At 68.6% G+C, this 24,073-nt stretch carries 20 protein-coding genes and 1 tRNA gene; 8 read left to right on the top strand and 13 right to left on the bottom strand.

Annotated elements, in window-relative coordinates; translation table 11 throughout:
- Positions 1-27: 27 nt before the first annotated feature.
- The 3 genes from DJ69_RS14925 (at position 28) to DJ69_RS14915 (ending at position 2,549) form a co-directional block, all read left to right on the top strand.
- Positions 28-729: an endonuclease III domain-containing protein gene (locus tag DJ69_RS14925; RefSeq protein ID WP_099256335.1), complete on the top strand. Its 702-nt coding sequence runs from the start codon at positions 28-30 to the stop codon at positions 727-729.
- 60 nt (positions 730-789) lie between these two features.
- A tRNA-Leu gene (locus DJ69_RS14920) sits at positions 790-874 on the top strand.
- A gap of 313 nt (positions 875-1,187) precedes the next feature.
- Positions 1,188-2,549, top strand: a complete 1,362-nt coding sequence (locus DJ69_RS14915; RefSeq protein ID WP_099256334.1) for an aspartate aminotransferase family protein — start codon at positions 1,188-1,190, stop codon at positions 2,547-2,549.
- 66 nt (positions 2,550-2,615) lie between these two features.
- Here the strand turns inward: DJ69_RS14915 and DJ69_RS19055 are convergent, their stop codons facing one another.
- Both DJ69_RS19055 and DJ69_RS14910 read right to left on the bottom strand, forming a co-directional pair.
- The gene (locus DJ69_RS19055) at positions 2,616-2,738 is read right to left on the bottom strand and encodes a hypothetical protein (protein ID WP_275539531.1); all 123 of its coding nucleotides are present in this window, start codon (positions 2,736-2,738) and stop codon (positions 2,616-2,618) included.
- 170 nt (positions 2,739-2,908) lie between these two features.
- Positions 2,909-4,576, bottom strand: coding sequence for an aldehyde ferredoxin oxidoreductase family protein (locus tag DJ69_RS14910; RefSeq protein WP_099256333.1), 1,668 nt, complete (start codon positions 4,574-4,576; stop codon positions 2,909-2,911).
- Positions 4,577-4,804: 228 nt separating this feature from the next.
- On the opposite strand from DJ69_RS14910, the gene DJ69_RS14905 reads away from it, so the two are divergent.
- Both DJ69_RS14905 and gdhB read left to right on the top strand, forming a co-directional pair.
- Positions 4,805-5,986, top strand: a complete 1,182-nt coding sequence (locus tag DJ69_RS14905; protein WP_099256332.1) for a M24 family metallopeptidase — start codon at positions 4,805-4,807, stop codon at positions 5,984-5,986.
- 81 nt (positions 5,987-6,067) lie between these two features.
- Positions 6,068-7,351, top strand: coding sequence for a glutamate dehydrogenase GdhB (gene gdhB, locus DJ69_RS14900; RefSeq protein WP_099256331.1), 1,284 nt, complete (start codon positions 6,068-6,070; stop codon positions 7,349-7,351).
- A 55-nt stretch (positions 7,352-7,406) separates the two neighbouring features.
- Here gdhB and DJ69_RS14895 read toward each other — a convergent pair whose 3' ends face one another.
- Positions 7,407-8,393, bottom strand: coding sequence for a D-2-hydroxyacid dehydrogenase (locus tag DJ69_RS14895; protein ID WP_099256404.1), 987 nt, complete (start codon positions 8,391-8,393; stop codon positions 7,407-7,409).
- 125 nt (positions 8,394-8,518) lie between these two features.
- Here DJ69_RS14895 and DJ69_RS14890 point away from each other — a divergent pair, with 125 nt between their 5' ends.
- Both DJ69_RS14890 and DJ69_RS14885 read left to right on the top strand, forming a co-directional pair.
- Positions 8,519-9,841 (top strand): amidohydrolase, encoded by a 1,323-nt coding sequence (locus DJ69_RS14890; RefSeq protein ID WP_099256330.1) that lies wholly within the window; start codon positions 8,519-8,521, stop codon positions 9,839-9,841.
- Entirely contained in the window at positions 9,838-11,142 is a 1,305-nt protein-coding gene (locus DJ69_RS14885; protein ID WP_099256329.1) for a threonine ammonia-lyase, read from the top strand. The genes DJ69_RS14890 and DJ69_RS14885 overlap by 4 nt, the downstream gene beginning before the upstream one ends.
- Positions 11,143-11,180: 38 nt before the next feature.
- Here DJ69_RS14885 and DJ69_RS14880 read toward each other — a convergent pair whose 3' ends face one another.
- The 4 genes from DJ69_RS14880 to DJ69_RS14865 all read right to left on the bottom strand — a co-directional run bounded on the left by DJ69_RS14880 (position 11,181) and on the right by DJ69_RS14865 (position 16,780).
- On the bottom strand, positions 11,181-12,542 hold the full coding sequence (locus DJ69_RS14880) for an aminotransferase class III-fold pyridoxal phosphate-dependent enzyme (RefSeq protein ID WP_099256328.1): 1,362 nt from the start codon (positions 12,540-12,542) through the stop codon (positions 11,181-11,183).
- Between the two features lie 69 nt (positions 12,543-12,611).
- Positions 12,612-14,306, bottom strand: a complete 1,695-nt coding sequence (locus tag DJ69_RS14875) for a BCCT family transporter (protein WP_180271840.1) — start codon at positions 14,304-14,306, stop codon at positions 12,612-12,614.
- Positions 14,307-14,759: 453 nt separating this feature from the next.
- The gene (locus tag DJ69_RS14870; RefSeq protein ID WP_099256326.1) at positions 14,760-15,407 is read right to left on the bottom strand and encodes a hypothetical protein; all 648 of its coding nucleotides are present in this window, start codon (positions 15,405-15,407) and stop codon (positions 14,760-14,762) included.
- 92 nt (positions 15,408-15,499) lie between these two features.
- On the bottom strand, positions 15,500-16,780 hold the full coding sequence (locus tag DJ69_RS14865) for an amidohydrolase (RefSeq protein WP_099256325.1): 1,281 nt from the start codon (positions 16,778-16,780) through the stop codon (positions 15,500-15,502).
- Positions 16,781-16,905: 125 nt separating this feature from the next.
- Here DJ69_RS14865 and DJ69_RS14860 point away from each other — a divergent pair, with 125 nt between their 5' ends.
- Positions 16,906-17,754: a VOC family protein gene (locus tag DJ69_RS14860; protein ID WP_180271839.1), complete on the top strand. Its 849-nt coding sequence runs from the start codon at positions 16,906-16,908 to the stop codon at positions 17,752-17,754.
- Positions 17,755-17,886: 132 nt separating this feature from the next.
- On the opposite strand, the gene DJ69_RS14855 is transcribed toward DJ69_RS14860, so the two are convergent.
- The 6 genes from DJ69_RS14855 to DJ69_RS14830 all read right to left on the bottom strand — a co-directional run bounded on the left by DJ69_RS14855 (position 17,887) and on the right by DJ69_RS14830 (position 23,934).
- Positions 17,887-18,591, bottom strand: a complete 705-nt coding sequence (locus tag DJ69_RS14855; RefSeq protein ID WP_099256323.1) for an ABC transporter ATP-binding protein — start codon at positions 18,589-18,591, stop codon at positions 17,887-17,889.
- Entirely contained in the window at positions 18,588-19,352 is a 765-nt protein-coding gene (locus DJ69_RS14850; RefSeq protein ID WP_099256322.1) for an ABC transporter ATP-binding protein, read from the bottom strand. The genes DJ69_RS14855 and DJ69_RS14850 overlap by 4 nt, the downstream gene beginning before the upstream one ends.
- Positions 19,349-20,392, bottom strand: coding sequence for a branched-chain amino acid ABC transporter permease (locus tag DJ69_RS14845; protein ID WP_099256321.1), 1,044 nt, complete (start codon positions 20,390-20,392; stop codon positions 19,349-19,351). The genes DJ69_RS14850 and DJ69_RS14845 overlap by 4 nt, the downstream gene beginning before the upstream one ends.
- Entirely contained in the window at positions 20,389-21,303 is a 915-nt protein-coding gene (locus DJ69_RS14840) for a branched-chain amino acid ABC transporter permease (RefSeq protein WP_099256320.1), read from the bottom strand. The genes DJ69_RS14845 and DJ69_RS14840 overlap by 4 nt, the downstream gene beginning before the upstream one ends.
- Before the next feature lie 5 nt (positions 21,304-21,308).
- Positions 21,309-22,589 (bottom strand): ABC transporter substrate-binding protein, encoded by a 1,281-nt coding sequence (locus tag DJ69_RS14835; protein ID WP_099256319.1) that lies wholly within the window; start codon positions 22,587-22,589, stop codon positions 21,309-21,311.
- Between the two features lie 343 nt (positions 22,590-22,932).
- Positions 22,933-23,934 (bottom strand): ornithine cyclodeaminase family protein, encoded by a 1,002-nt coding sequence (locus tag DJ69_RS14830; protein WP_099256318.1) that lies wholly within the window; start codon positions 23,932-23,934, stop codon positions 22,933-22,935.
- Positions 23,935-24,073 lie beyond the last annotated feature (139 nt).

Below are 24,073 nucleotides of genomic sequence, written 5' to 3'. Positions count from 1 at the left end.
GAAGTCGCCGGCGCCCGTAGGGTGGGTATGTCGACGCACGCGTGGACCGAGCCGCGGGTCCGCGAGCTTCACGACGATCTGGTGTCGCTGTACGAGCCGGTGGACCGCGTCGCCGAACACGGCGCCGATCCGACCGCTGAGCCCGGCGAGGGGGTTCGACAGCTCGTGACGACGATCCTCTCACAGAACGTCGCCGACGCGAACACGAGTCGGGCCGCGTCGGCGCTGTTCGACCGGTACGACGACTTCGCGGCGATCGAGGCCGCGGACCACGGGGAGCTGGCGGAGACGATCCGCGTGGCGGGGCTCGCCGACCAGAAGGCCGCTCGGATTCAGCGCGCGTTGGCCGCGATCCGGGAGGAGACCGGCGGGGCGTACTCGCTGGCGTTCCTCGACGCGATGGCGACCGATGACGCGAAAGACTGGCTCACCGAGATCAAGGGGGTGGGACCGAAGACGGCGAGCGTCGTGTTGAACTTCCACTTCGGGAAGCCGACGATGGCGGTCGACACCCACGTCGAGCGCGTCTCCAAGCGGTTCGGGCTGGTACCGGCGTCGGCGTCGAACCAGGCGGCGCACGACGCGCTCGACGAGCTGGTGCCCGACGACCTGATCTATCCGCTCCACGTACTGCTGATCCGGCACGGTCGAGAGCACTGCTCGGCCCGCGCCGCCGACTGCGACAACCGGGTGTGTGAGGCGTACTGCGACTGCGAACACTGCCCGTAGCCGCCCCCGGTTCGTTAGGTTCTTGAGTCGGTTCCGCCTACGCTCGACCGCAAGCGGCAAGCGCGGGTTGCCGAGCCAGGCCAAAGGCGTAGCGCTTAGGACGCTATCCCGTAGGGGTCCGCCGGTTCGAATCCGGTCCCGCGCACTGAGCGAAGAAGCGTCGCGACTGAGCGAGGGAGTAGGAGCGGTTCTGAATCCCGGAAGTCGCGCGCAGCGAGCGATGCGAGCGAGCACGTCTTCCTCCGGTTCGAATTTGGTCCCGCGCCTACTGTCCCGAACGACTGTGAGAGGCATGTCTGCGCGAAGAATCCGTGAGCCGCGGCGTACGCCCCGTCGTCACGCCCCCATCGAGAGAGACGCCCGCCCCGGTGGAGCGCGATCGAAAACGAATTCTGTATACACTGTCAGTGATTGCTGGTTGCACCAACCATTTGTAGGCGTGCTGTATCGGTTGGGTTATGGCGGGACCGCCGATCCACGACTTGCACTTCGCCGAGGAACCGAGCGTTGACCAAGTCCCCGGTCCGAACTCTCGGCGCCTCCTCGACAGGCAGGAGGCGATCGACAGCAGCGCGGTCGCCTACCCGAACGACATCCCGCTCGCGTTCGAGGAGGGGAAGGGCGCGACCCTGAAGGACGCGGACGGCAACGTGTTCCTCGACTTCTTCGCCGGCATCGGCGTGTACAACGTCGGCCACGCGAACCCCTACGTCAACGAGGGGGTCCACGCGCAGATCGACAAGCTCACGCACACCGTCGACTTCCCGACGGAACCGCGCCTCGACCTCATCGACAAGCTCGACGAGATCGCGCCCGGGAGCCTCGCCGGCAACAGCCGATTCGTCTTCGGCGGCCCCACCGGCAGCGACGCCGTCGAGGCGTCGATCAAGCTCGCGAAGTACAACACGGGCGGGAACGGGCTCCTCGCGTTCCGGAACTCCTACCACGGGGCGACGGCCGGCGCGATGAGCATCACGTCCAACAAGAAGTTCAAGAAGCCGTACGCGCCGCTGCTGCCGGACGTGGTGCACGCGCCGTTCCCGTACCCGTTCCGCGAGGGGCGGAGCCCCGAGGAGTCGGTCGACCGCGCGCTCGAAGAGGTCAGAGCGATCGTCGAGGAGCCGTACGGCGGCCTCACGGACCCGGCGGGCATCTTCGTCGAGCCCATCCAGGGCGAGGGGGGCGTCGTCGTCCCGCCCGAAGGGTTCCTCTCGGGGCTGCGTGAGATCGCCGACGAGAACGACCTCCCGCTGGTGTTCGACGAGATCCAGGTCGGGATGGGTCGCACCGGCGAGTGGTGGGCGTCCGAGCATTACGACGTGACGCCGGACGTGATGACGACCGCGAAGGCGCTCGGCGGGAACGGCCAGCCGCTGTCCGGAACCATGTACCACGAGGACCTCGACACGTGGGGATCGGGCGATCACGCGGGCACCTACCGAGGACACGTCCCCGCCATGGTCGGCGGCCTGCGCGCGATCGAGTACATCCAGTCTCACGACCTGCTCGACCACGCGACGGAGGTCGGCGCGTGGATCCGCGACCGTCTCCGCGACGCGGGCGAGGGCGATCCGGGGCTGGGACAGGTCCGCGGGAAAGGGTTGTTCGTCGGCGCCGAGTTCGTCGACGCGAACGGCGATCCGGACGGCGATCGCGTCGATGCGATCCAAGAGTACTGCTACGAGCACGGCGTCTTAGTCTGGACCGCGGGCCAGTACGGCAACGTCATGCGGTTACTCCCGCCGCTCGTCCTGACACAGCGACAGGCCGAGGTCGGCACCGAGGTCATCGCGGACGCGATCGCGGCGACCGCACCGTAGCGGCGCGCGACACCGTCGACGCGCTCGGCGCTCCGTCGTCCTCCGACCGCGATTGGGACGCGAGTATCAGGAACGCAGCCACGCCAGCAGGCGGGCGGCCGGGCTGGTCGTCGCCTCGAGGTCCTCGGGTCGCGGAGTGTCTTTCAGTCGGTCGGGGCCGCGTTCGATATTCGTCGTATTAGTAGCCATTACGACCGAAAATTGTGGCTGTATGTAGAAAAGAGACTCGAACTGTTAACATAATTTCCAAAAAAGACCATTATGTATGGGATACTCCATTACGTTCGTTTCAGATCGAACGCCCGGGGACGGTCCGCACTCTGAGAGGGTGTCGGGAGCCCGAGAGCCACCCCGGACGCCTACGCCGGCAGCGCCGCGTCGGGCACCGTCCCGTCGTCGTTCCAGCCGCGGAGATCGTAGTACGCGTCGATGGCGTCGTCGAGTCCGGGGAGCTCGTCCGCGTACGGGAGCCGGTCGTCGTCGCCGTCGATACCGCGCCGGTTGTTGAAGTGGCGCTCCAGCGTGACGGTCCGGGCGCCCGCCGCGAGCAGCTCCTCGAAGTCGGCGCCGAAGAGCAGCTCGTAGCGCTCCGGCGTCATGAAGTCCCGAGAGAACTTACAGACGATGCCGCTGTCGTTGAGCGCCATCAGGTTCTCGCGCTGCACGAGCCGCTCGGCCTTCCCCCCGAATCCCGCGGGCTCCATCGCGTCCTCCTCCTCGACTAAGGGGTACTCCACCGAGTAGAACGTCGCGTACATGTGGTCGGCGCCGCGGTTCGCGACCGCGTACGAGAGCGCCTGCCCGTGGAGCAGCCGTCCCTCGTGGGCCGCGAAGTCCATGTTCTTCACCGACCAGTTCCCCACGCCGAGCTCCTCGTGGATCCGGCCGATCCCCTCCGCGAGCCGGTCGCCAACCCCGTCGCGCTCGGCGATCTTCTCGACGAGGTCCCAGACGAGCTCGCGGTTGCCGAACTCGTCTTCGGCGGCGAGGTACGCGGCGATCGTGTTGCCCGCGGAGATGGCGTCGAGCCCGTACTCGTCGCAGAGCTGGTTCGACTTCATCACGTCGACGATGTCGTCGATCCCCGAGTTCGAGCCGAACGCCATCGCCACCTCGAACTCGGGGCCCTCGGTCTCGACGCCGCGCGCCTCGTCGCGGGTCGGGAGCTTGCAGGCGAACGCACACGACGAGCACGTCCCCTTCTTATACTTCTTCTCGGCGACGGCGGCGCCGTTGATCCCCTCGACCCCCTCGAAGGAGCGCTCGGAGAAGTAGTACGACGGCAGCCCGTCCATCTCGTTGGCGAGGTCCATCACCGCCACCGTCCCCTGCTCTTTCATGATGTGGTCCTCGGTGGCGGCCTCCCGGTGGATATCGGTCGCGGTCGCGTCGATCGAGACCTCGGGCGCCGAGTCGCCGCCGAACGTGATCCCCTTCACGTTCTTCGAGCCGAGGACCGCGCCGAGCCCACCGCGACCGAACGCGCGCTCCTCGGTCGTCATGACCGACGCGAACCGGACTTCGTTCTCGCCGGCGGGTCCGATCACCGCCGTCCGGTCGCTGGAGATGTCGTGCTCCGCCTCCAGGTAGCCGGTCGTCTCCGGGACCGTCGCTCCGGCGAGCTCCGGCACGGCCTCGAACTCGACGCCGTCGTCGCGCACGTGTACGATGACCAGTTCGTCGCTGGCGCCGGCCAGTTCGATCGCCCCGTACCCCGTCGCCGCGAGGTGTCGCGACACGAACCCGCCCGCGTTCGACGACAGCAACCCGTCGGTCAGCGGCGAGAGCGCGGTGCAGTTCGTCCGGCCCGTGAAGCTCATCTGTGACGCCTGCATCGGCCCGGTGGTGAACACGGCGCGGTTCTCCGGGCCGAGCGGATCCGCGTCGAACGGGATCCGCTCGTGAGCGAGTCGCGTCCCCACGCCGCGCCCGCCGATGTAGCGCTCCTGAACCCCCGTGATATCGGTCTCTGCGGTCGTCTGCTCGCCAACGTCGATCGACAGCAGCGGTCCGATACTGTGTAGCATGTCTGCGTATCCGCGGACGCGGTACAAAAACCCCGATCCAAGAGGAACAGATTGTGGGTTTCGAGCCCTCTCGGAGCCACATGCGCGGTATCTCTTCCCTCGATAACGGAGCGCTACCGCGCGAATCTGACGGATCTGTGGCCCGAAGTGTACACAGTATCCGTTTTTATTGTACACGATAAATTTATACACCTGCTGGCTGATCCTCTCCGTAGACGCACTGTTACCATGCCACGGGAACACATCTTCGACGAGGCCGAGTACGAGCGCCGAGTGGCGCGGACGAAAGAACGGTTGCGCGAGCGGGACCTCGACGCGATCGTGGTCAGCGATCCGGCGAACATGAACTATCTGACCGGCTACGACGGCTGGTCGTTCTACGTCCATCAGGCGGTCGTGGTCACGCCCGACCGCGACGAGCCGATCTGGATCGGCCGCGACATGGACGGCGACGGCGCGCGGGCGACGACGCACCTCGCCGAGGAGAGCATCCGCGCGTACAGCGACGACCACGTCCAGTCGCCCCGCGACCTCCATCCGATGGACTACGTCGCCGGCGTGCTCGAAGAGCTGGGCGTCGCGGACGGACGCGTCGGGCTGGAGATGGACGCCGCCTACTTCACCGCGAAGTCGTACACGCGGCTCCAACAGAACCTCCCGGACGCCGCGTTCGAGGACGCGACGCTGCTCGTCGGCTGGATCCGGATCAAGAAGTCCGACCAGGAGCTGGAGTACATGCGGCAGGCCGCGCGGATCTCCGAGAACGCGATGCAGGCGGGCCTCGACGCGGTCGGAGAAGGCGTCCCGGAGTACGAGGTCGCCTCCGCCGTCTATCAGCAGCTGATCGACGGGACCGATGCGTACGGCGGCGACTACCCGGCGATCGTCCCGCTGATGCCGTCGGGCGATCACACCGGAACCCCGCACCTCACGTGGACCGACCGACGCTACGAGGACGGCGACCCCGTCATCATCGAGCTCTCCGGCTGTCGCCACCGCTACCACTCGCCGCTGGCCCGGACGACCTTCGTCGGGGACCCTCCCGCCGAACTGCAGGAGACCGCCGACATCGTCGTCGAGGGGATCGAGGCGGCGCTGGACGCCGCGGAGCCCGGCGTCACCTGCGAGACCGTCGAGAAGGCGTGGCGCACCACCATCGAGCGGTACGGGATCGAGAAGGAGGACCGCATCGGCTACTCGATGGGGCTCGGCTACCCCCCGGACTGGGGCGAGCACACCGCGAGCATCCGCCCCGGCGACGAGACCGTGCTCGAAGAGAACATGACGTTCCACATGATCCCCGGGATCTGGACCTCCGACGTGGGGATGGAGATCAGCGAGACGTTCCGCGTCACCTCGACCGGCGCGGAGACGCTGGCCGACTTCCCCCGCGAACTGTTCACGACCTGATCGGGGGGCATCGATCGCCGCCGCACCGACCGTACGAACCACGCGACGCTGACCAAGCCACCTACGCTACGGCCGACACCCATGAGCACGACACCCACCACAGACGACGCAGCCGAGACGGAGCCCGAATCGACGCTCGCGACCGCGCGCAAACAGCTCGAACGCGCGGCGACCAACACCGACGTCGACCCCGCCATCGTCGAGCGCCTGAAACACCCGACGCGGGTCCAACAGGTCTCCGTGCCCCTCGAACGCGATGACGGGACCGTCGAGGTGTTCACCGGCTACCGCGCCCAGCACGACGACGTTCGGGGCCCGTACAAGGGCGGACTCCGGTACCACCCGGAGGTGACCGCCGCCGAGTGTACCGGCCTCTCGATGTGGATGACCTGGAAGTGCGCCGTGATGGACCTTCCCTTCGGCGGCGGCAAGGGCGGGATCGCCGTCGACCCCAAGTCGCTGACCGACGACGAGCGCGAGCGCCTCACCCGGCGCTTCGCGGAGGAGATCCGCGACGTCGTCGGGCCGACGAAGGACGTGCCCGCGCCGGACATGGGGACGGACGCCCAGACGATGGCGTGGTTCATGGACGCCTACTCGATGCAGCAGGGCGAGACGATCCCCGGCGTCGTCACCGGGAAGCCGCCGGTCATCGGCGGGTCGTACGGCCGCGAGGCGGCGCCGGGGCGGTCGACGGCCATCGCCGCGCGCGAGGCCGTCGACTACTACGGCCGCGACCTCGCGGAGACGACCGTCGCGGTCCAGGGGTTCGGGTCCGTCGGCGCCAACGCGGCCCGGCTGCTCGACGACTGGGGCACGACCGTCGTCGCCGTCAGCGACGTGAACGGGGCGATCTACGCCCCCGACGGCCTCGACACGCACGCGGTCCCCACCCACGAGGAGGAGCCCGAGGCGGTGCTCTCCCACGAGGCGCCGCAGACGCTGTCGAACGACGCGGTCCTGGAACTCGACGTGGACGTGCTGATCCCCGCGGCCGTCGGCAACGTGATCACCGCGAGCAACGCCGACGCGGTCGCCGCGGACGTCGTCGTCGAGGGCGCGAACGGCCCGACGACGTTCGCCGCGGACGAGATCCTCGAGGGGAACGGCGTGGCGGTGATCCCGGACATCCTCGCGAACGCCGGCGGCGTCACCGTCTCGTACTTCGAGTGGCTCCAGGACATCAACCGGCGGACGTGGTCGTTGGAGCGCGTCAACGAGGAGCTGGAAGAACAGATGCTGTCGGCGTGGAGCGACGTGCGCGCCGTCGTCGACGAGCGGGACCTGCCGTGGCGCGACGCCGCCTACGTCGTCGCGCTGTCTCGGATCGCGGAGGCGAAGGGCGCGCGCGGGCTCTGGCCGTAGCCGGCCGCATACGGGCTGTAGCTATCCCGGCACGGCATGGTCTCGGCGCGTCCGATCAGCCGTCCGCGTCCGGCGTGACGACCGCGTTCTCCAACTCTTCGCCCGCGTCGAGCGCCGCGACGTTGTCGGCGACGATGTCGGCCAGCCGGTCCCAGTGTTTGGGGGTGTGGCCGCCGGTGTGCGGCGTGATGAGGCAGTTCTCCAGCTCCCAGAGCACGTGGTCCGACGGGAGCGGCTCGGGGTCGGTGACGTCGAGGGCGGCGCCGCGGATCCCCTCGGTCTGGAGGGCGGAGACGAGCGCGTCGGTGTCGACGAGCCCGCCGCGGGCCGCGTTCACGACGACCGCGTCCGGGGGGAGCGTCGCCAGCTCCGCCTCGCCGATCAGGCCGCGAGTCAGGTCGTTGAGGGGGCACGCGAGCACGACGTAGTCGCTCCGGGCGAACGCCTCGTGGACGTCCTCGTCGTCGAAGCCGAGCACCTCGTCGGTGGGGCCGCCCTTCTCCGGGGTGTAGCGGATCCCGATCGTCTCCACCTCGAACCCGGCGAGCCGCTGGACGACCGCCTGTCCGATCGATCCGAGCCCCACGACGGTGACGGTGCTGTCGGTGAACTCGTGCGACCCGAAGTGGCGCCACTCTCCGTTCCGCTTCCGGCGCCACCCCTCGTGGAGGTTGCGCGCGAAGACGAGCATGTTGGCGATCGTCTGCTCGGCGATGCCCGGCGCGTGGATCCCGCCCGCGTTCGTCACGGCGACGCCGTGCTCCCGGAGCGCCTCGGTCGGCACGTGGTCGGTGCCGGCGAAGGTACACGCGAACAGCTCCAGTCGCTCGGCGCGCTCGAGGGGGTCTGGATCGATCGTGATCCCAGTTACCACGCGGGCGTTCGGCACGAGATCGCGCTCCTCGGCCGGCGTCCGCGCGAGCGCGACCGTCTGGTCTGGGAGACGCTCGCGGAGGCGCTCCGCGTACGACGACATCGGTAATCCTTCCGTTCCCTCCCGCAACACGACGATATCGGGGTCTGCGGTCTGTTGTGCGCTCATGAGCTGTGTGCGCGTCGGGACGACGCGTTGCCGGATCATTACGAGGATGGCTCTTAGCCTTTTGTGTACTTCGTGTACACGACAATTGTGTACAGTTAAGGCGGTTGAGCGAGATCGTGACACGCATGAACGAACCAATACGGGATCGGCTCGCCAGCGTCCGCAGACGGTTCCACCGGCATCCGGAGCCGGCGTGGCGCGAGTTCCTCACGACGGCGACGCTCGTCGAAGAGATCCGCTCGATCGGCGTCGACGAGCTCGCGATCGGGCCGGACGCGTACGACCCGGCCGACCGCATGGCCGTTCCGGAGGCGGACCTGGGCCCGTGGGTCGAGCGCGCCCGCGACCGCGGCGTCGACGACGAGCTACTCGAACGCATGGCCGGCGGGAACACCGGCGCCGTCGCCGTGCTCGACCGCGGCGACGGACCCGCGATCGGGCTGCGCGTCGACATCGACGGGCTGTTCATCGAGGAGTCGACCGACCCCGACCACGGCCCCGTCGACGAGGGGTTCCGCTCGGAAATCGACGGGACGATGCACGCCTGCGGCCACGACGCCCACATCACGTGGGGGCTCGCGGCCCTCGAAGCGATCGCCGAGAGCGACTTCGCCGGGCGCTTGGTCGTGTTCTTCCAGCCGGCCGAGGAGACCGGCGGCGGCGGTCGCCCGATGGCCGAGAGCCGGTTCGCGGACGACCTCGACTACCTGCTCGCGGTCCACGTCGGCCTCGACCACCCGACCGGCGAGGTGGTCGCCGGCATCGAGAAGCCGCTGGCGATGGCGCACCTCGACGCGACGATCGAGGGCACGTCGGCCCACGCCGGGAAGGCCCCCAACGAGGGGGACAACGCGATGCACGCGATGGGGACGGCGATCGTGAACGCGTACGGGATCCCCCGCCACGCCGACGGGATGACGCGGGTGAACATCGGGACGGCCGAGGCGGGCACCGCGAGCAACGTCATCGCCGAGCGCGCGCAGATGGAGGCCGAGGCGCGCGGCGAGACGACCGCGCTGATGGAGTTCATGAAGCGCCGGTTCGAGCGCACCGTCCGCGCCGCCGCGACGATGCACGGCTGCCGGGCGACCGTCGACGTGGTCAGCAAGTCGCCGCGCGCGGACAGCGACCCGGAGCTGCAGGCGCTGGTCGCCGGAGTGGCCGAGGGCGTCGACGGGATCGACACCGTGCTCCCGGCGGCGGACTTCGGCGCGAGCGAGGACGCGACGTTCCTCATGGAGCGCGTCCAGGAGGAGGGCGGGCTGGCGACGTACCTCATCGTCGGGACGGCCCACCCGACGAGCCACCACACGCCCACCTTCGACGTGGACGAGCGGAGCCTCCGGCACGGCGTGGACGTGCTCGTCGGCGCGGTCCGCGACCTCGAACGGCGCCACCCCGTCCCGCAGGTCGACGACCCGGCGACCGTCCGCCAGAACGGCGAATGACCGACGGCTCCGCTGCCGGGAGCGGCGGGGACGCGTCGCCGACCGTCACGCTCGGCGACATCGAGGCCGCGCGCGACCGGCTCGCCGACGTCGCGCACCGGACGCCGCTCGACACCTCGCGCACCTTCGCCGACATGAGCGGGGCCGCGTCGCTGGGGCTCAAGCTCGAGACGCTCCAGCGGACCGGATCGTTCAAGATCCGCGGCGCGTACAACGCGATGGCACAGCTGACCGCGGCCGAGCGCGAGACCGGCGTGATCGCCGCCAGCGCGGGCAACCACGCGCAGGGCGTGGCGCTCGCCGGCGATCTCCTCGGGATCGACACGACGATCGTCGTGCCCGAGGTGACGCCGGCGGCGAAGATCGCGGCGACCAGGGGGTACGGCGCGACCGTGCTCGTGGAGGGCGACATCTACGAGCGCTCGTACGAGTTCGCCGTGGAGCGCGCCGCGGAGACCGGTGAGACGTTCGTCCACCCCTTCGACGACGAGGCGGTCGTGGCCGGACAGGGAACGGTCGGGCTCGAACTGCTGGCGCAGTATCCCGCGATGGACACCGTGCTCGTCTCCGTCGGCGGCGGGGGGCTCATCTCCGGGATCGGGACGGCCGTGACGGCCGCGGACCGGGACGTTCGCGTCGTCGGCGTCCAGCCGGAGGGCGCGGCACACGCGAAGCCGTCGCTGGAGGCCGGCGAGATCCGCCCGCTCTCGGACGTCGACACCGTCGCCGAGGGGATCGCCGACACGCGCATGCTGGAGACCACCTTCGCGATCGCCCGCGAGGTCATCGACGAGGTCGTCACCGTCTCCGACCGCGAGATCGCCGCCGCCGTGGCGCTCCTCGCCGAGCGAGCGAAGCTGATCGCGGAGGGCGCCGGCGCCGCCCCGCTCGCCGCCGCGCTCTCGGCGGAGTTGGACCTCGCCGACGCCAATCCCGCCGTCGTCGTCTCGGGCGGGAACGTGAACCTCACCGACCACGCCGCGCTCGCGCGCACCGGCCTCGTCGAACTGGGTCGGTACGCCGAGGCGCGGCTCGCGCTCGCGGCGTGGCCGAGGCAGGTGGGCGACGTGGTCGAGACGGTGACGGCCGAGGGCGCCGAGCTCGACACCTTAGAGCGCGCGAGCCGCGCCGCGACCGACCATCCGAACCGCACCCCCGTGACGATCGGGATCGAGGGGCGCGGGGCCGACCACCTCGATGCGGTGTTGGCCGCGGTCTCCGAGATCGACGGGGTCTCGGTCGTCGAGCGCTCGGTCGTCGAGCAGCCGACCGTCCCGCGCTCGGTCGACGACGAGGGGTGAGCAGACGGTCGGCGGGATCGGACCGCCGGTTCGGCCCGTCAGTTCGCGGGCGCGCTCGCGCTGACGGCCTCGATCGCGTCGAGGAAGATCCCGGTCCCGAGCGCGATCTCGCGCTCGGTCGCGTCGAGCGGCGGGAGCAGCCGGATCGTCTTTTTGCCGCAGCCCAGCGTCAACAGCCCGCGGTCGAGGCAGGCCTCGACGACGGCGGAGCGACGCTCGGCGGTGTCGAACTCCACCGCGAGCATCAACCCCTTCCCGCGAACGTCCACGACCGTCTCCGGCGCGTCGTCGCTGAGGAGCTCTCTCGCCTGACGCCCGCGTCGCGTCGCGTTGGCCAAGAGGTCGTGTTCCCGAATCGCCTCCAGCGTGAACGTCCCCATCATCGAGCCGAGGATGTCGCCGCCGCCGAACGTCGAGCCGAGGCGGTTCTTCTCCGACGGGAACACCTCCGACCGGGAGATCGTCGCCCCGACGCGCAGCGCCTTCGCGCTCGCGATCACGTCCGGCTCGATGGCGTAGTGGTCGGCCGCCCACATCTCGCCCGTCCGGCCGACGCCCGACTGGATCTCGTCGACGACGAGCGGGATGTCGTACTCCTCGGTGACGGCCGCGACCTCGTCCATGAACGCCTCGCTGGGGAAGCGGTAGCCGCCGACGCCCTGGATCGGCTCGAGCGTCAGGAAGGCGACCTCCGCGGGGTCGACGTGGCCGCCCTCGGGCGCGAGCATGTTCCGGAGCCGCGAGCCGCCGCCGGCGAAGAAGCCGCAGTCGCAGCTCGCGGGGTCACAGCCGCGGTCGGCGCAGAACGGCACCGTCTCGATGCCGCTGATCTCGGGGTACTGACGAGTGTACACGTCCTTCGACTTCGTCAGCGAGAGGGTCCCGAGCGTGCGGCCGTGGAAGCTCCCGCTGAACGCCACGCCGTACTTCGCGGGGGCGCGGTGGTCGTGGGTGATCTTCATGGCGTTCTCCATCGCCTCGGCCCCGGAGTTCGAGAGGAACACCGTGTCCATCCCGTAGTGACTGGAGATGTCGGTCAGTCGGTCCATGAGATGACTCGACCCGGGGAAGTCGGCCTCCTCGGGCGTCGGCCCCGACCCGAAGTACATGTCCTGGCCGGCGATCTTCATCGGTTCGACGAGGTCGAACTCCCGGAGCTTCGAGAGCACCTTCTCGCTGTTGTAGCCGAGCGGGGCCGCGCCGATGTGGCAGGTGAAATCGAGGAGGACGTTGCCGTCGACGTCGGTGACGAACGGTCCGTCGGCCTCGCGGGTCACGTCCCAGACGAACTCGTGCGAGTACTCGCTGGGCGCGGAGTGCGACTGGTGGAAGTCGACCCAACGCTGCGCGTTCGGGCCGGGGAGCGCGCCCGTAGCGGGTTCCGCCGTATCCCTATTCATACACAGTTAATGTATACGTTATACATTAAAACTTGTTATAAATACGGTGCGAGTCGGCCTCGACGAGCGTCAGTCGTCGTCCGCGCCGGCCGAGTCGATCGAACTTGACCGGTCGGACTCACTGCTGGAGCCCCACAGCACCGTCTCGTCCTGCAGGAGCACTTGGTCGTAATGCTTGCTGAAGTCCCTGATCAGCGACAGCATCGCGAGGAAGCAGACGAAGGCGAACGGCGTCCCGGTGATGATCGCCGCCTGCTGGAGCGTGTTCGCGCTGCCGGTGCCGCCGAGGATCATCAGGATCGCCGCGGTCATCCCGAGGACGACGCCCCAGAAGATGCGGTTGATGTTCGACGGTTTCGCCTTGCCACCGGTCGTCATCATCGAGACGGCCAGCGTCGAGGAGTCCGCCGACGTGACGAAGAACGTCGTCACGAGGATCATGAACGCGTAGATCAGCGCGGAGCCGATCGGGACCGTCATCGACGCCCCACCGAGATTCAGCGTGAAGTTCAGCGCCTCGAAGAGGATGAAGCCGGAGACCTCCGCCCCCGCCTCACCGGACATCACCGCGCTGAAGTCGGCGATGCCGTTGTGCTGCGCCCACACCGCGGTGCCGCCGACGAAGGTGAACCACGGGATGGTTGCGCCGGAGGTCGCGACGATCCCCGTGAACGCGACCTCGCGGACGGTCCGCCCCTTGGAGATCCGCGCGATGAACAGCCCCGCGAACGGCGACCACGAGAGCGCCCACGCCCAGTAGAAGACGGTCCACGCGTTCATCCACCCGGTCGCGCCCATGTTGCCGTTACCCATCGGTCCGGCGCCGGTAAAGAGGCTCATCGAGACGAAGTCCGTGACCATGCCGCCGAACGCCTGCGTGCCGAGCAGCACGAGGAACAGCGTCGGACCCACGATGAACGTCACGAACATCAGCACGACGAAGAGGATCATGTTGAAGTTCGAGAGCCGGCGGATCCCCTTGTCGACCCCGAGCACCATCGAGGTCGTGAACAGCAGCGTCATCATGGTGACGACGAGCAGAATACCGAGATCGCCCATGTTGATCCCCCACTGGTAGTCGAGCCCGGTGACGAACTGGCTCCCGATGAAGCCGAGCGAGGTGGCGACCCCGCCGATCGTCGCGAAGACGGCGAGGATGTCGACGACCTTCGCGGCCGGGCCGTCGAGGTTGTCGGCGCCGAGGATCGGCGTGAGCGCCGAGGAGACGCGGAGCGGCACGTTGTCGTAGTTGTACGCGAAGTAGCCGATCGCGATGCCCATGATGGTGAACACGGCGAGCTGCGGCAGCGCCCAGTGGAACAGCGTCTGCTGGACGGCGATCGTCATCGCCTCGGCCGTCCCCCCCTCGACGCCGTTGAACAGCGGTGAGGGGCTGTCGTAGTAGAACAGCGCCTCGGTCGGTCCCCAGAACACGACGCCGGCCGCGAAGCCCGCGGAGTACAGCATCGCGAAGAAGGAGAGGAAGCTGTACTCCGGTGGCTCGTCGCCGAGCTTGACACCGCCCCACGGCCCCACGATCAGGAAGAGGAGGAACAGCACGATCAGGAACACGATCAACAGCATCGCCCAGTTGAATGCGCCGAGCAGCTGGTCGTTCAGCGACGAGATGCCGCTCTCGACGGCCGACGGGCTGATGAAGAACGCGACGATGACGCCCAGCGTGATGAGCGCGCCGAACGCGAAGACGATCGGGTCGATCTCGTCGCGGAACTCCTCGACCATTCCCTTCTCCGAGCCACTCATCAGAAGGTCCCCCCGCGACGGCGATGACTACTTGGTCCACGTTGCCTCCGCCGGTTGAGTACCATGCCACGTGCTGGCATGCAGGATGCATTGAAATCGTACACAATAAGTGTTTCTCAAACCGGCGGCATCTATTCGAATTATGTATTCCGTATCTACGTTCAACACAATTCGAATCAAGCAGTTCGAGCGGCGATCTCGACAGCGATCGACGCGATATGCGGACAACCCGTGAGGAACAATCCGAAAAAGCGCGGCATCGGACTCAAATTCGATCGAAGATCGAACGGCACCGCCCAGACCGATCGACCGCCGCACCGCGACTCCCGGGTCACTGGGCAGCAGCGCGTGAGCGATATCTGTTACCGCCTACTGTTTCTCTCCGTCGCTCCGGACCACCAACTCTGGTCCGCCGATCAGTTCGCAATCAGTTCGTCAACTCCTGTCCGACGATCAGTTCGTCAACTCTTCGAGCGTGCGCTCGTGAGAGGTGGCGCTCTCCGTCAGCTTCTCGGCGAACTCGTCGACGCGGTCTTTGATCTCCTCGCCGGCCTCCTCCGGCGAGAACGACTCCGACATGGTCAGCAGACGGACGAACGCGCGGAGCTCCTCGTCGGTGAGCTCCGCGAACTCGTCGTTTTCGAGCTTCGCGACCACCTCGTCGACGTCGATCTGGCCGACCGGTTCGACGTTGAACTCCACGTTGACCATCCGGTAGTTCGACCCGGCGAGCTGCTGTTCCGCCTTCCCGACGCCCTCGGAGAGCATATCTTTGAACGGCGTGTGGTACCCCATCGTCCCGAGGTGCAGGAACGCGAGCATGTCGGTGATCCCCTGCGTGTACGCCTCGCGGTCCTCGTCGTTCGGGTCGAACACCGTCTTCCGGTCGCGCTCCTCCAAACACTCAAAGAGGATGCTGAAATCGAGGATCGCGTTCCGGACGCGGCGTCGGATCCGGTTCCGCTTCTGCTTCCGGGAGTGGTCCGTGTAGTCGGTTTTGCGTCCGAGCAGAAAGTCGCGATCGGAGGGCGTGAGGATCCCGCGAGGCCGGTCGGACTCGGCGGCCGCCTCCAGCGACTCCGGCACGTCGTTCTGGCTCATGGCCGATACACCGGGTGCCACCGGATTAACAGTACTGATCGGTCCAACGAGCGCACCGCGTCGAAACCGGCTGTCACCGCGCTGCGTCCCCGTCAGGGGCGCCGCCGGGACAGCTCGACGAACGCGTCGGAGAGCAGCGTGACGCCGATCTCGAGGCTCTCCTCGTCGACGTCGAAGGTGGGCGTGTGATGGCTCGTCGGGTGATCCGTGCCGACGAGGACGTACGAGGCCAGCCCGCCGGCGTCCTGCACCTGCTGCATCAGATACGTGCCGTCTTCGCTCACGCCGAACTCCTCGGTCGGGATCACGCGCTCGACGCCGTCGACGTCCCACGCCACGTTCCCGACGAGCTCTCTGAGCGCCGGGTGGCTGTCGACGCACGGCGACTCGCTGATCACGCGCGGGGTGACATCGCAGTCGTGGAGCTCGGCGGCGGCGTACAACACCCGCTCGAGCTCGGTGCGCGCGTACGTCATCAGCGCGGTCGTCTCGCCGCGGACCTCGGCCTCGATCGTCACCTCTTCCGCGATGACGTTGCTCGCCGAGCCGCCCTCGATCCGACCGACGTTCACCCGCGTCGCCCCGTCGCGGTGGCGGGCGATGCCGTACGCGTTCTGGATCGCGACCGCGGCGGCCTGCATGGCGTTTGCCCCCTCGTTCGGCGCCTTCCCGGCGTGTGCGCTCGCGCCTTCGAAGGTGGCGGTCAGGTGCGCCATCGCCAGCGGGCTCTCGACCCCGGCGACGATCTCGCCGGTGGGGTGGCCGAGCCCGACGTGGAGCGCGAACAGGTAGTCGACGCCGTCGAGGTGGCCGCTCTCGGCCATCGCCTTGCCGCCGCCGGAGATCTCCTCGGCCGGCTGGAAGAACACCTTGACCGTCCCCTCGAAGGCGCTCTCTTTGACGGCCTCCAGCGTGCCGAGCGCGATCGCGAGGTGCGCGTCGTGACCGCAGGCGTGCATGTAGCCGTCGTGTTCCGACCGAAACCCTTCCGCCGCCGGTCGGTGGTCCGGCTCATCCGACTCCCGGATCGAGATCCCGTCGAGATCGACGCGCAGCCCGATACACGGCCCGTCGCCCTGCGAGAGCGTCGCGACGACGCCGGTGTGACCGCCCGCGGTGCGCTCGAGGAGGTCGTCGCTGACCCCGGCACGGCGGGCCCGGTCGATCCACGGCTGGATCTCGTCGCCGTCGGGAACGGCCATCCGCGCGTCGGTCGCGAGCGCCTCGCGACCGACCGCGATCTCGTCGACGCCGATACGCTCGAGCTCCTCGACGACGCGGGCAGTCGTCCGAAACTCGCGCCATCCGGGCTCCGGGGAGCGGTGGAACGCCCGGCGGAGGTCGCTCAGTCTGGCTCGCGCGTCGTGGGACATCTTTCCGGAGGAAAAGCGGTCAGGCTACTTAACCGTAGCCGATGAGTCAATCGGTCGCGATGCGCCGGCGGCGGCGTCACCGATCTCGCCGGAACGTATTTGCCCGTCGCCTCCGGCGTCTCGGTATGGAGCTTCGCATCGACCACGTCACCGTCGCGGGGAGAGACCTGGACCGGCTCGTCGACGCGTTCGACGACGCCGGGCTCCCCGTCGAGTACGGCGGCCGACACTCGAACGGCGTCACGCACATGGCGATCGTCGGGTTTCGGGACGGAAGTTACATCGAACTCATCTCGACGCTGGAACCGGACGCCGAGTCGCCGTGGTGGGACGTTCCCATCCGCGAGGGCGGCGGGCCGTGTGCGTGGGCGGTCGACGTCGACGACATCGAGGGCGCGAGCGACGACCTCCGCGACCGCGGCGTCCGCGTCGACGGGCCGTCGCAGTACGAGCGGACGCGAGAGGACGGCGCGCTCGTCGAGTGGGACCTCACGTACCTCGGCGAGGGCGATCCGGGTTCGACGCTGCCGTTCCTCATTAGCGACCGGACGCCCCGGACGCGTCGCGTCCAGCCGACCGGCGACCTGGCGTCGTCGTCCATCGTCGGGATCGACACGGTCGTGCTCGGAGTCGCCGACCTCGACGCCGCGGTCGCTCGGTTCGAGACCGCCTTCGACTCCGGCGACCCGACGATGGGCGAGAGCGACGACATCGACGCCGTGACCGCGTCGTTTCCCGCTCTCCCGGTGGTCCTCGCAGAGCCACGCGGCGACGGCCTGCTCGCCGACAGGCTCGCGGCGTTCGGTCCGCGGCCGATCGCGTATCTGCTCGGGGACGAGGGATCCGGCGACGACCGGCCCGTCGAGACCGACGACCGCACCGCCGGCTCGATCGGCGACCGCCGGGTCGAGTGGCTGACCGTGACGCACCCCATCGGTCGGCCGTACGTCGGCGTCGTCGACGCGGAGCCCTGAGCGGGCGCTCATCCGGGAGCCCGCGTGGCGACCGCAGCGTCGTGCCGATGTCGAACCGCGGCCGAGACGGATCGCGACGGCGACCGCGGCGGTGAAGAATCGTAACGGCGACCGCGCTCCGCGACCGACCCGCTACCCGCCGAGGAACTCCCGGCGAACCTCCTCGTCGTCGAGGAGGGCGTCGCCGTCGTCCTCGTAGCGGTTTTGACCGTTCGCGAGCACGTAGCCCCGGTCACAGCGCCGCAACGCTTCCTTCGCGTTCTGTTCGACCATGAGGATCGTGGTGCCGGCGTCGTTGATCTCGTCGACCCGGTCGAACATGTCGTCGACGAGGTCGGGCGCGAGCCCCGCGCTGGGCTCGTCGAGGAGGAGCACGTCGGGGTCGAGCATCAGCGCGCACCCCATCGCGAGCATCTGCTGTTGGCCCCCCGAGAGGGAGCCGGCGTCCTCGTCCGTTCGGTCGGCGAGCGCCGGGAAGCGGTCGTACACCTCGCGATTCCGGTCGTCCGGCATCTCGTCGAGCACGTACGCGCCGAGCCGCAGGTTCTCCTCGACGGTCAGCGTCGGGAAGACGTTGTTCGTCTGAGGGACGTAGCCGACCCGTTCGCGGACGACCTCTTCGGGGTCCAACCCGGAGATGTCCGTCCCCTGGTACTCGATCGACCCGCCGAGACACGTCGCGATCCCGACGATCGTCTTCATCACCGTCGACTTCCCCGCACCGTTGGGGCCGACGATCGTGACGTACTCGCCGTCGTCGACGTGGATGTCGACGCCGGAGAGCACCTGCAGGTCGCCGTACCCCGCGTCGAGGTCGACGATGTCGAGGAGGCTCATTCGGCGTCACCTCCGAGGTACGCCTCGATGACGCGCTCGTCTTCGAGCACCGCCTCCGGCTCGCCCTCGACGAGCAGCTGGCCCTGCTGGAGAACGACCAGCCGGTCGACGAGTTCTGTCAGCGTCTCGAGCTCGTGCTCGATGATCACGACGGTCATCCCGTCGTTGTTGAGGTCCCGGACGTGGTCGGCGATCTCGCCGGTCAGCGTCGGGTTGACGCCGGCGAACGGCTCGTCGAGGAGGAGTATGTCGGGGTCGAGCATCAGCGTCCGTGCGAGCTCGAGCAGCTTCCGCTGGCCGCCGGAGAGGTTGCTGCTGTACTCGTCCGCGAGGTGGTCCAGCTCGAACATCTCGATCAGCTCGTCGGCGCGCTCCCGAACGGCCTCCTCCCGCTCTTGCATCGAGCCGCTCCGGAGCAGCGCGGGAAGCGTTCGTTCGCCCGGCTGGTCCGGGGCGGCGAGTCGGACGTTGTCGCGGACCGTCATCGTCTCCAGCTCGCGGGTGTTCTGGAAGGTCCGCACCAGTCCGCGGTGCGCGAGCGACTCGGGAGCGTCGCCCGTCACGTCGGTCCCGTTGAGCGAGACGGTTCCGTCGTCGGGCTGGATCACTCCGCTGACGCAGTTGAAGAACGTCGACTTCCCCGCGCCGTTCGGTCCCATCACGCCGACGAGCTCTCCCTCATCGATCGAGACCGAGAGCCCGTCTATCGCCCGCAGGCCGCCGAATTCCTTGACGAGTCCGTCGGCGGAGAGCAGACTCATTGGTCCACCCCCAGCTCCTGCGGATCGCCCCAGATCCCGGCGGGACGATAGCGGATCACGGCGACGAGGATCAGCCCGACGACGATGAGGCGGATCGAGGCGAACACGTCGCCGGAGACCGGCGTCACGTCCAGCGCGAACCGGGAGACGAGCCGGAGCCCCATGATGATCGCGAGCCCCGCGAGCACCGCCCGGTGGTTCGCCGCGCCGCCGAGCAGCATCCCGATCCAGACGGTGACCGTCACCTGAATGGTGAAGAAGCCGGGTGCGACGGCGCCGTTGTACAGCGCGAACAGCCCGCCGGCGAATCCGGCGAGCGCCGCGCCGTAGACGAACGCCTGCGTCTTGTAGGTGATCGTCGACTTCCCCACCGAGCGCGTCACGAGCTCGTCGGCCCGGATGGCCCGGAGCACGCGCCCGTACGGCGCCTCGGTGAGCCGAGTGACGATCGCCAGCGTCAGGAGGGTGACCCCGCCCAACACGAGCAGGGTGGCCACCAGTCGGGTGTCGCTGTCGGTGACGAGCGCGGCGATCGGTCGCGGCACGCCGAGGATCCCCACGTTACCGCCGAAGATGTTGTCGAAGTTGACGAACACCGAGTGGAATATCTCGGCTGTCGCGAGCGTCACGATCGCGAGGAAGTCGCCGCGGAGCCGGATGGAGGTGAGGCTCACGGCCGCTCCGAGGATCGCAGCGGCGATCACGCCGGCCGCGAGCCCCAGCGGCCACGGGTACCCCAATCCGATCCCGGCGAAGGTGTCCTGTGCCGACAGCATCGCGGTCGCGTACGCGCCGACCGCGAAGAAGACGACGTGGCCGAAGTTGACCAAGCCGGTGTGGCCGTACTGGAGGTCGAGCCCGAGCACGAGCACCCCGTAGATCACGAACAGGATCCCGACCTCGACGAAGACGTAGAACGCGCTCGGGAGCTGTACGCGAAGCGGCGTCAGCGCGAACAGCGCGCCGACGAGCAGGCAGACGACCCCCGCGATGAGGGCTCGGTCGCCGTGTCCGGACGGGAGGCGGTCGAGAGCGCTCACGCCTCGCGCACCTCCGTTCCGGCGATCCCGCTCGGCTTGACGAGCAGCACGGCGATCAGGATCACGAACGCCATCGCCGACGACAGCCCGGTCATCGACGAGGGGAGAAACGCCGTCGAGACCGCCAACACGAGGCCGATGACGTACGCCCCGAGAATCGCGCCGTAGGGGCTTCCCGCCCCGCCGAGGATGGCGGCCGAGAGTATCTGCAGGATGTGGCTGTACCCCGTGTCGGCGCTGACGTTCGTCTGAACGGCCATCAGGACGCCCGCGAGTCCGGCGAGGACGCCGGCGAGTATCCAGACGCTGTCGCGGATCAGCTGGGTGTCGATGCCCCGAACGCGCGCCAGGCTTTCGTCGTCACCCATCGCGCGCATCGCGATCCCCACGTCAGTTCGGGTCAACAAGAGGTGAACGGCGGCGAACACGGCCGCCGCGGAGCCGATGACGATCAGGTGTTCGGAGGTGACGAAGAAGCCGCCGAGGAGGTCGACGGGCCCGATCGGGATGTCGGGGAGCGCGTCGAACCGGAACGTCGACGTGTCCGTCTCGAAGTAGCGGGCGCTCCGGCCGCCGACGAGGCGGATCCCGTTCCGGAGTGCGATCCCGAGCCCGATCGACGTCAACAGCATCGGCACCGGCCCGGTCTGATTGATCGGGGTGAAGAACCCCCTCGCGAGGACGATACTGACGACCCCGCCGCCGATCATCGCGGCGACGACCGCGACCGGAAGCGGACCGGGGAGAGTGTTCGCGGCGAGGAAGCCGATGAAGGCACCCAGCGAGATGTACTCCCCGTACGCGAAGTTGATCATGTTCACGATCCCGTAGATCAGCGTGAACCCGATCGCGGCGATCGCGATGTACGACCCCGTGACCAGCCCGAAGACGAGTTCCTGAAGCAACCCCATCGCGTTCAGTAGTCGCCTTCCGCGACGTACTCTCTGACGTCTTCGGCCGGGACTTCGGTCGTCTCGGTGAAGCCGCCGGATTCGGCGGTGCTAATCGTGACGCTCCCGAAGACGTTGCCGTGCTCGGTGAAGTTGACGGGCGTCGCGGCGCCCTCGTAGGTGATCTCTTCGCCGTTGGCGAGCGCCTCCTTCCCCTCCGCGAAGGTGCTGACGACCGTCCCTTCGCCGCGGCTCACGGGACCGAGGTTGCGTTGGATCGCCTCGGGGCTCGCCTCGCCGGCGCGTTCGATCGCCAGCGCGGTCACCTGAACGGCGTCCCACGACGGGGGCGTCCAGCCGTTGATCTCCGCGTCGCCGTGCTCCGTGTAGACGCTCTCGAACGCGTCGTAGCTGGGGCCCGACCGACCGGGCGAGGCGACCCACGCGCCGTGGAGATCGCTCCCGACCTGGTCGATCACCGCCTGCTGTGCCAAGGTGTCCGAGAGGATCGGCTGACGGCCGTAGCCGCCGTCGGACCAGTCGCTGAGAGCCGTGATCGCCGACTCCTGCGGCATGCTGACGAGGAAGGCGTCGAAGTCGGCGTCGAAGAGCCGGCTGAGCGCCGACTGGTAGCTCGAGCTCCCCAGTTCGACTTCCACGCGCTCGGCGACGGTCCCCCCGTTCTCCTCGTAGACGGAGAGGAACCCCTCGACGTAGCTCCGCTCACCCTCGGTGTTCCCGTTGATGACCCCGAGCGTGTCGTACCCCTCTTCGAGCGCGTACACGGCGCTCCCGGCGGTGTGAACGGTGTCGCCGACGACGGTCCGCCACACCCACTCGTCGTCGCTCACGTCGTCGGCAGTTCCCTTGTCGCCGCCCCGGGTGTCGAGAAACGTCGAGCCCGGCCAGGGCGTGACGACCGGGGTCTGGAGGTCTTGGAGGAAATCCCATAGCGGGTTGATCTCACTCGAGAAGAGGCCGACGATCGCCGCGGCGTCGTCGTTTTCGACCAGCTGCGTCGCGACGGTCCGCGCCTCTTGCGGGTCGACGCCGGTGTCCCGGCGAACCAGTTCCAGCTCCGCGCCGAGCACGCCGCCCGCGTCGTTGATGTGGCTGACCGCGGCGTCGGCCGCCTGCGAGACGCCGGGCTGCAGGAAGTCGAACGAGCCGGTCAACGCTCCCGGCTGTCCGAACACGATCGTGTCCTGGCTCCCGCCGTCGCCGCCGTCGCTCCCGTCGTCGGTGCCGCTATCGCCCCCGCTTCCGTCTCCGCCGTCACCGCCATCTCCGCCGCCGCCGAAACCCACACAGCCAGACAGTCCGACAACGCCGCCGCCACCGGCGGCAGCCAAAAATGCACGACGATTCACACGGTCAGTAATATCGGATGACATTCCGATTCCGGATCCCGTACAGTACATAATAAACGGTGGGGTGACCATGGTCGGATGGCCGCGAGGAAGCGGCTGAATGGCCACGAAACGGCCGCAAATTGTATGATTAAGTATGTTTTTAGAACAACAACTCTGCAATTGGGCACTACGATCCGGCTCGTCGTTTCGCGCCGGTTCGGCGGAATTCAAACGGCCGTCGGACGCGATCTCCTCGTCGCGTCGGCCGCCTGGCGCCGCGGCGCTGGCGTCGGTCGGGCTACAGCGACACCTCGGTGCCGTCGCCCGCCTCGACCGCCCGCCGGTAGACCGTTTCGCCCGCCGCGGCGTCCAGCGTCGCGGACCCGACGCTCGCGACGACCAGTATCCCGTCGTCCGATTCCCGGACGTACCCGTCGGCGAGCGGGACACCGAGCTCGACCAGATCGTCGGCGTCGAGGTCGCTCGCGAGGAGGTCGCCGGTCTCGGCGACCTCCTCGGGCACGTCGGCGAACGTCTGCTCTGCGCGTTCGAAGACGCGAGGGTCGAGTTCCTGCATGTCCGCCGTGAACGCCCCGACGGCGACGACGAGGGTCCCCGCGCCGAGCGCGTCGGGCGGGAAGACGGGGTCGCTCGCGGTCGTCGCCGTCACGACCACGTCGGCCCCCTCGACGGCCTTCCGTGGCGTGTCGACCGCGCGCGCTGGGAGCCCCGCTTCGGTCAGGTCCGCCGCGCACGCCTCCCGCGAGTCGCTCGGCGAGTGGATCCGCACGTCCGAGAGCGTCGCGACGGTCGCGATCGCCCGGCTCTGCCAGCGCGCCTGTTCGCCCGCACCCACGACCCCGAGCGTGAGTCCCTCGCCGTTCGGCTCCGGGGCCAACGCCCGAACCGNNACGAACGCCCGAACCGAAACGGCCCCGATACAGCCGGTTCGGGCGTTCGTGATCGTCGTCCCCGCCATGAACGCCTTCGGGAGCCCGGTCCGGGCCTCCGTGAGCACGATCTGGGCGTTGATCGTCGGGAGGTCTCGCGTCGCGTTTTCCTCGTGCACGCCGACGAGCTTCGTCGCGTAGTGGTCCGCGCCGTGGACGTACGCCGGCATCGCGATCCCGGTTCCGAGCGAGTCGTCGCCGTCGAGGCCGGCGCCGACCGGGAAATGCGGTCGATGCGGCCGTTCGACCTCGCCGGCGGCCTGTTTGATCAACGCGTCGTCCACCACGTCGACGAGCCCCGCCAGATCGAGGGCTCGGTCGACCGCCTCCGCGGAGAGTACGAGCACCATATCTGGCCCTCGCCCGCCGGCGACTTAGCCTGATCGTCAGCCGGCCGTTCGGCGTGGCCCCGGACCGGCGGTGTGCGTCCCCCGGTCCGACGGCGTGCGTCCCCAGACTAACGACGCGAGCGCCGCGGCGGCCGATCGG

It is taken from the genome of Halorubrum persicum (assembly GCF_002727125.1).
In the GTDB taxonomy this organism is placed as follows: Archaea; Halobacteriota; Halobacteria; order Halobacteriales; family Haloferacaceae; genus Halorubrum; species Halorubrum persicum.
The sequence above is the reverse complement of the archived record's forward strand: the minus strand, read 5'-3'. Positions and strand labels throughout refer to the sequence as shown.